Source organism: Pseudogracilibacillus amylolyticus (SeqCode) (genome assembly GCF_051918545.1).
Taxonomy (GTDB): Bacteria; Bacillota; Bacilli; order Bacillales; family Amphibacillaceae; genus Pseudogracilibacillus.
Genome location: NZ_JBPPZG010000206.1, coordinates 1 through 6,705, shown reverse-complemented (window position 1 = coordinate 6,705; position 6,705 = coordinate 1). Strand labels below are relative to the sequence as shown.

Here is a 6,705-nt window from a genome sequence, read left to right as displayed (position 1 = left end):
CCCATAATACCGACGAATTCACCTTCCATGACGGTTAAGTCTATATCCTCCAAAGCTGAAAATACATTTCCCTTTGCACCATAGACTTTTTTTATTTGTTTTGCTTCGACTACAATATTCATATATAAATCCTCCATTCAGAGCTGTTTTTTCTACAATTTAATTGTATAATAGAAAACCTTAATATAAACTTACAGCTTGATCTCATAACCTTACATTTTTGTCACATTGACAAAAAAACAACTTAAATGTGATCTTTTCTTTGTTTGTTGGTCGATATTCAATTAAAATGATGTTGAAGTATGATGCATGTTTGGAGGAAATAGGAATGAAAATCATGATCGTGGAAGATGATTTGACCATTCGTGATATGGTAGGGGAAGCATTAGAAAAATGGGGTTTTGAAACCATTAAGATCGAAGACTTTGACCAAATAATGCAGGTATTTCTTAATTATGATCCTCACCTAGTCATTATGGATATCAATTTGCCATCGTTTGACGGATTTTACTGGTGTAACAAAATCAGAGAAGTTTCAAAGGTCCCAATGATCTTTCTCTCTTCCCGTGATACACCAATGGATATAGTAATGTCGATGAACATGGGTGGGGATGATTATATTCAAAAACCTTTCTATATGGATGTATTGATAGCGAAAATGAATGCGCTCCTTCGCAGGACCTATTCATACTTGGAAACACATTCTAAGACAATGGAACATGACGGAATTGTATTAAACCTTGATGACGGAGAGGTCTTACATGGAGATCAAAAATCAGATCTCACGAAAACGGAATTTCTTATTCTGAAAATCCTCATGCAAAACAAAGGTACCATTGTAAATCGAAGGAAAATGATGCGAAGCCTTTGGAAGGATGAAAGTTTTGTGGATGAAAATACATTGACGGTTAATATTGCTCGCCTGCGTAAAAAACTTGTTGAGCTTGGAAAAGAACACTTTATTACAACTAAGAAAGGACAAGGTTATATTATCCAATGAGTTTCATTCAATATCTAAAAGATAAACGGAATTTCTTTATATTATATGTGATCGTTATGTTCTTTGTTTCTTTGATGATGTTTGTAAGCGCACATTCCAGACACGCTGTCAATGATATTGTCTATATCAATGTGGTTATCTTTTTTATTGTGGCTATTTATGTAATCATCGAATACTATTTTAATAGGGAGTTTTATCTGGAATTACATGATTTGGTTGAAAGTAGCCATGAAGAATTTCTCGCAACTCTTCCTAAACCGCGAAACAATGAACAACAGATTTATCTTGAATTATTAAAAAAAGTAAATGGTATGCATGGCGATCAACTACAAAAGTTGTATAACGAAAAACGCGATCATCAAGATTTTATTACATCTTGGATTCATGAAGTTAAGGTTCCGATTGCGGCAGGTCGCTTGCTTATGGAAAACAGTAATGGAAGAACTGTTGAATCCCTTGTGGACAAGTTTGAAGATGAGTTGGATAAAATCGAAAATTACGTGGAGCAGGCTCTTTATTATTCTCGCATTGATTCGTTTTCCAAAGATTATTTTATTTCCGAGGTAGCGTTGGATCAAGTCGTTAAAAACAGTGTAAAGAAATTTGCCAAATCCTTTATTAACAAGCAAATTCGTTTTCATATGGATGATATGGAGCAGGTTGTCCATACCGACAGTAAATGGCTCGGATTTATCATAGACCAAGTTTTTTCAAATGCTTTAAAATATACAGATGAAGGCGGGGAAATCTCCGTACAATTTAAGGAAGATCGAAAAGAAAAGCGGCTGCTGATTCAAGATACAGGCATTGGGATTAAGCTGGAAGATATCAGCCGCGTATTTGAAAAAGGATTTACAGGATCTATTGGGAGAAGTCATTCCAAATCTACCGGGATAGGCCTTTACCTTGCAAAACAAATGGCCCTTAAATTAGGACATGACCTCTCCATTCAATCGGAAGAAGGCAAATATACGAGGGTCACCATCCACTTTCCGAAAATCAGAAATTATTATCATCTATAAGTATAATGGTGGGGTTAAAAAATTGGGTAATCGGAAAATAAGTATCAAATTAAAGATGTTCAAGTAGAATAATGTTTATCCCGAGGCTTATAAGAAATAGTAAAATAATTTAGTCAATAGTAAGTGAATTGGGGTAACAAAAGGGTACCGCAATCAAAAATAAGATATAACGCTATTTTGTGTCTATATGTAATAGATATTACAGACGATAATAATATGGGCGGTATGATATAATAAACACATTTTCACAAATTGAAATAAGCCCAGATTTACCCCTACTGGACAAACTCTCACTATATTTCATAGTTTGAATCAGTATGAGATATTCTCCTTATATTGTTCTATCTCTATTAGCATAAGAAAAATCAAAGGAGTTGTGTAATAAACTCACACCTTAAAAGTGAAAAAAAGCGATTATATCAACATTTGTTGGATTTTTGCTTATTGTGTCCCTTCTCACTTTATATGTATCAACAGAAATAAATAGTATTATGTTTTGTTTGGCTGTGAATAGCTTTTTTGAACAGACTGATTATGGAGCAATAAAAAAAGATTAATACATAGCAACTATCGGAAGAATATCACAGTAAAAAAAAAACAAATAATCTTCCTGAATTTATACGCATAATGGGGTGTTTCTATTTTTGACTAGGAAGCACCTTTTTTTGTGGTGTTAGGACATAGATGACCCCCTCTATCTGTTTGGAAGAGAAGGTTATGGTTCCTCCAAGTCATTTTACTTTAGTCCATTTTATCCCCATTTTATGAACATGTGAACTAGCTTAGGATTCATTTTGTTACAAGCCGTCTAATTCAGTTGGTTTTTAGATAGTGTGCTATATATTTTGTTGGTGTATTATATTGATAATCAGGGAAATAAAAACTATCGTATGTATATATGATTAACCTAAATAAAAAATTTTTATACGACCGGGGTAGATAGTGTATAAGAGATTTATAAATTGTTGGATTATTTAAAAGGGAGGTTCACATATGAAAACTGTTAGCCAAGAAATCCAGGATTTGTCTATTAAATCCTTGGAGTCTACTTTTAATAAGCTTTCAAATGCTTATAAAAGCTTGACCGACAACAACCCTTGTCATAAAAGACGAAGTGCCGTAAAAATCGGTTTACGAAGCCTAAAGGATGCTTGCAATGGAGTAGGTTTTTTCTATGATGAAAAAAATCATATTGACTTCTAAAGATATACTAGAAGACATCATTCCATCTATTGAAAAACAGATAACAAAGGCAAAAGAAGGTAGTTCTCAAAAAACATTAAATGAGCGTCGTTTAATTGCGTTTAAACTGGCAATCGAATCCTTGGAGAACCGTATTAAATAATTCTCTTCTGTGATTTTTAAGTGATAGAAAGCAAGTTTAGTTTACAAAGGAGGATCCTGTTTTGGTTGATAAAATATTATTAGTGGACGATGAAAAAGGAATTTTGACAATGTTGGAAAATCTTTTAAATCAAGAGGGCTATACTCAAATCGCAACGGCATCATCTGGGAATGAAGCCTTACATTTGGTTGAGAATGTGGCTTTTGATTTAATTGTCCTTGACGTTATGCTGCCAGATATTGATGGATTTGAATTGTGCCAACAAATTAGAAAAATAACATCAGTTCCAATCCTGTTTTTGACAGCGCTAACTGGAGATCTTGATAAATTAATGGGGCTTGGAATCGGTGGGGATGATTATATCACCAAGCCATTTAACCCTCTTGAAGTAGTAGCAAGGATACGGGCCCAACTACGGAGACAGAATTTGAATAAGTCCTCTTATGTAGGACAGGAGGAGGAAATCCTGGATTTTGGTGTTTTTACCGTTCACAAAAGTGCGGGGCAATTAATTGTGAATGGCTTTGATCGACATTGCACGGCTAAGGAATTTGAACTGCTTGTATTTTTGTGTGAGCATCCGAATCGAATTTTTACCGCTCAACAATTATATGAACAGGTTTGGGGATCCGCTCTTCAGGGTGACGAAAAAACAGTGGTTATTCATATCTCCAAACTTCGAAAAAAGATTGAGAAGGACCCCGCCAATCCTGGTATTCTTGTTAATATTAGAGGGCTAGGCTATAAATTTGTGCCACCATGTAAAGGTTGATGACTATGAAAGTAATGCTACGTATCGTCGTTTATTTAATTTTAACTTTTGTGTTAATGTTTGTTTTTACGAGTTTCGTTCTGGCAGTAGTAAGTATTCTTTTGCCAGAATTGATGGAAAAGGGTGCTACACCTCTCGTAATTTTAGGTTCGATATATTTCATATCCCTTATTATTTATGGCTGGTACATAGGGAAACCAATTTACTATATGATTCAATGGATTCATCATTTAGCCAATGGAAACTATTATCCGCCTGTTCAGCATAATAATATCTATTCAAAAAAAACACATAAATTAAAGGGCCCTTATCGAGTATATAAAGAATTAATTGATCACCTTGAAACCTTAACACAAACCTTAGAAAACAACCATAGGGAACGGGAAAAGTTGGATCGAATGAAAAAAGAATGGATTGCCGGCATTTCTCATGATTTAAAAACTCCACTCACTTACATAACAGGTTATTCAACCATGCTATTGTCAAACCGGTTTCAATGGAGTGAAGAAAAACAAGAACAGTTCCTATTGGAAATCCACGGAAAAGCGGAACATATGAATGAGCTCATTCAAGATTTAAATTTGTCATTCCGACTGGAAGGGGCACACTTTCCTTTAGAAATGGAGAACAAGGATGTAGTGGAACTTGTTCGCCGTACTGTTGCTGATGTAGCCAGTGCTCCGTGGGCAAATGGCTATCACCTTTCTTTTGAAACAGTTGAAACTCAACTTGATATGCAAATCGATCCTAAACTTTTTCAACGGGCTCTTCGAAATTTGCTTGTTAATTCGGTTACACATAATCCTAAAGGGACACGAATTAGAGTAACCCTTCAAAAGTTGACAGATCTCAAGATCACCATCGAAGATAACGGGAAAGGAATGGACAAGGAAACAATTGACCATTTGTTTCGTAAATATTATCGGGGAACATCCACCGATGCAATATTGGAAGGAACAGGCTTAGGAATGGCTGTTGCTCAACAGTTAATTTCTGCCTATAACGGGGACATCCGCGTAAAAAGTCGTATAAATGAAGGAACTACAATGCAAGTTTTGCTGCCTCTATAGAAATAATTTCGATTTTGCTTGCTGTTTACTTAGATTTTACTCTCATTCGTTATAATTATTCTGGAAACATCCAGTTGAGTGAAAGGAGAATGATTAATGGAATTAATGATTGATCAAGTAAGTAAAAATTATGGAAATAAGCAAGCACTTACTGATTTCAGTTTATGTTTGAAGCCTGGTGTCCTAGGTCTACTTGGACCCAATGGAGCGGGTAAAACTACTCTAATGAAAATCCTCGCTACATTAATGCGCGCAACAGATGGAAAAGTTACATTAGATGGGATGAACATTGTAAATAATCCTAAAGAAATAAGAAAAAACCTTGGTTATTTACCTCAAGATTTTGGGATTTACCCGAATTTGAACGTGATTGAATTTCTTGAATATATGGCTGCCGTTAAAGGATTGCCTATGAATTTAGCAAGACAACGCATTCAAGATCTTCTTGACACGTTGAATCTGGCTCAGGACGCTAAACGAAGGATAGGTGGTTTTTCGGGAGGAATGAAACAGCGTGTCGGTATCGCGCAGGCTCTTTTAAATGATCCAAAACTTCTCATCGTTGATGAACCGACTGTTGGCCTTGATCCCGAAGAACGTATTCGATTTCGCAACCTCTTAGCGAATTTGGCCTCTGGACGGATTATTATCCTGTCCACACATATCGTATCTGACGTTGAATCCATTGCTTCTCAAATTGCTATTATGTCTGAAGGCAAATTGTTGCAACATGCTCTACCGGAAGATCTTCTCATTGATGTGGAGCACAAAGTATGGGAGTGCACGGTTCCAAGCAGGCAATTGCCAGAAATTCAACAGGCCCATGTGGTCAGCCGAGTATTTCAACGTAGTGATGGCATGCATGTGCGAATCATCTCTAATCGTCGTCCGTTCCCAGATGCAGAAATGATATCCCCAACTTTAGAGGATGCCTATCTTTATTATATATCTGTAAGAAATGGGGGAACGCGTAATGATTGATAGAATCCAACGTTGTATCACCATCAGCCATTACAATCTAATGCTGATATTGAGATCCTATGGATTTTTAATAATGCTTGGAGTGGTGATTACTCTTGGATATTTCCTTGTACCTCCAGCTGATGCAGGTTACCAAACCATGTATGTAGGTGAAGCACGCAGCATTTACAATTCAGCATGGTTAGGAGCCGTTGCGGCACTTAGCAGTTCACTGTTTCTTTGGCCTTTTGGATTTTACCTTTTAAGAGGGAAGATTTCCGAAGACAGAAAGTTAGGTGTCGGTACGATTCTAGTACCTAGTCCGATGAGTAATTTCCATTATTTGCTTACAAAGCTGATTAGTGTTTTTTTAATACTTGCTGTCATGGCTGGCGTATTAGAATTAGCTTTTATTACTATGCAGTATATTCGGCTTGAGGAGACACAGTTTGTATTACATGATTACCTTTTGCCTTATGTATGGTCGTTCTTCCCTCCCTATGTGTTTTGAGTGCACTAACGATATTGTTTGACAT

Annotated in this window: 6 protein-coding genes and 2 pseudogenes; 7 read left to right on the top strand and 1 reads right to left on the bottom strand. The window is 36.0% G+C overall.

All coding sequences use genetic code 11. From position 1 onward, the window contains the following. A pseudogene (locus tag ACPYKA_RS17290) lies at nt 1-122 on the bottom strand (bacitracin ABC transporter ATP-binding protein); the annotation flags it as partial. A 206-nt stretch (nt 123-328) separates the two neighbouring features. Between ACPYKA_RS17290 and ACPYKA_RS17285 the strand changes: the two are divergent. The 7 genes and pseudogenes from ACPYKA_RS17285 (at nt 329) to ACPYKA_RS17255 (ending at nt 6,680) form a co-directional block, all read left to right on the top strand. Beyond that, nucleotides 329-1,000 (top strand): winged helix-turn-helix domain-containing protein, encoded by a 672-nt coding sequence (locus ACPYKA_RS17285; RefSeq protein ID WP_479543457.1) that lies wholly within the window; start codon nt 329-331, stop codon nt 998-1,000. Further along, nucleotides 997-2,022 carry a sensor histidine kinase gene (locus ACPYKA_RS17280; protein WP_479543456.1) on the top strand — a complete coding sequence of 342 codons (1,026 nt, stop codon included), beginning with the start codon at nt 997-999 and terminating at the stop codon, nt 2,020-2,022. The genes ACPYKA_RS17285 and ACPYKA_RS17280 overlap by 4 nt, the downstream gene beginning before the upstream one ends. Nucleotides 2,023-3,015: 993 nt before the next feature. Beyond that, a pseudogene (locus ACPYKA_RS17275) lies at nt 3,016-3,367 on the top strand (hypothetical protein). Nucleotides 3,368-3,428: 61 nt separating this feature from the next. Next, nucleotides 3,429-4,139, top strand: a complete 711-nt coding sequence (locus ACPYKA_RS17270) for a response regulator transcription factor (protein ID WP_479543455.1) — start codon at nt 3,429-3,431, stop codon at nt 4,137-4,139. A gap of 5 nt (nt 4,140-4,144) precedes the next feature. Further along, nucleotides 4,145-5,209, top strand: coding sequence for a sensor histidine kinase (locus tag ACPYKA_RS17265; protein ID WP_479543454.1), 1,065 nt, complete (start codon nt 4,145-4,147; stop codon nt 5,207-5,209). A 96-nt stretch (nt 5,210-5,305) separates the two neighbouring features. Continuing rightward, nucleotides 5,306-6,190, top strand: a complete 885-nt coding sequence (locus tag ACPYKA_RS17260; RefSeq protein WP_479543453.1) for an ABC transporter ATP-binding protein — start codon at nt 5,306-5,308, stop codon at nt 6,188-6,190. After that, the gene (locus tag ACPYKA_RS17255; RefSeq protein ID WP_479543452.1) at nt 6,183-6,680 is read left to right on the top strand and encodes a hypothetical protein; all 498 of its coding nucleotides are present in this window, start codon (nt 6,183-6,185) and stop codon (nt 6,678-6,680) included. Before ACPYKA_RS17260 ends, ACPYKA_RS17255 begins: the two co-directional genes overlap by 8 nt. Nucleotides 6,681-6,705 lie beyond the last annotated feature (25 nt).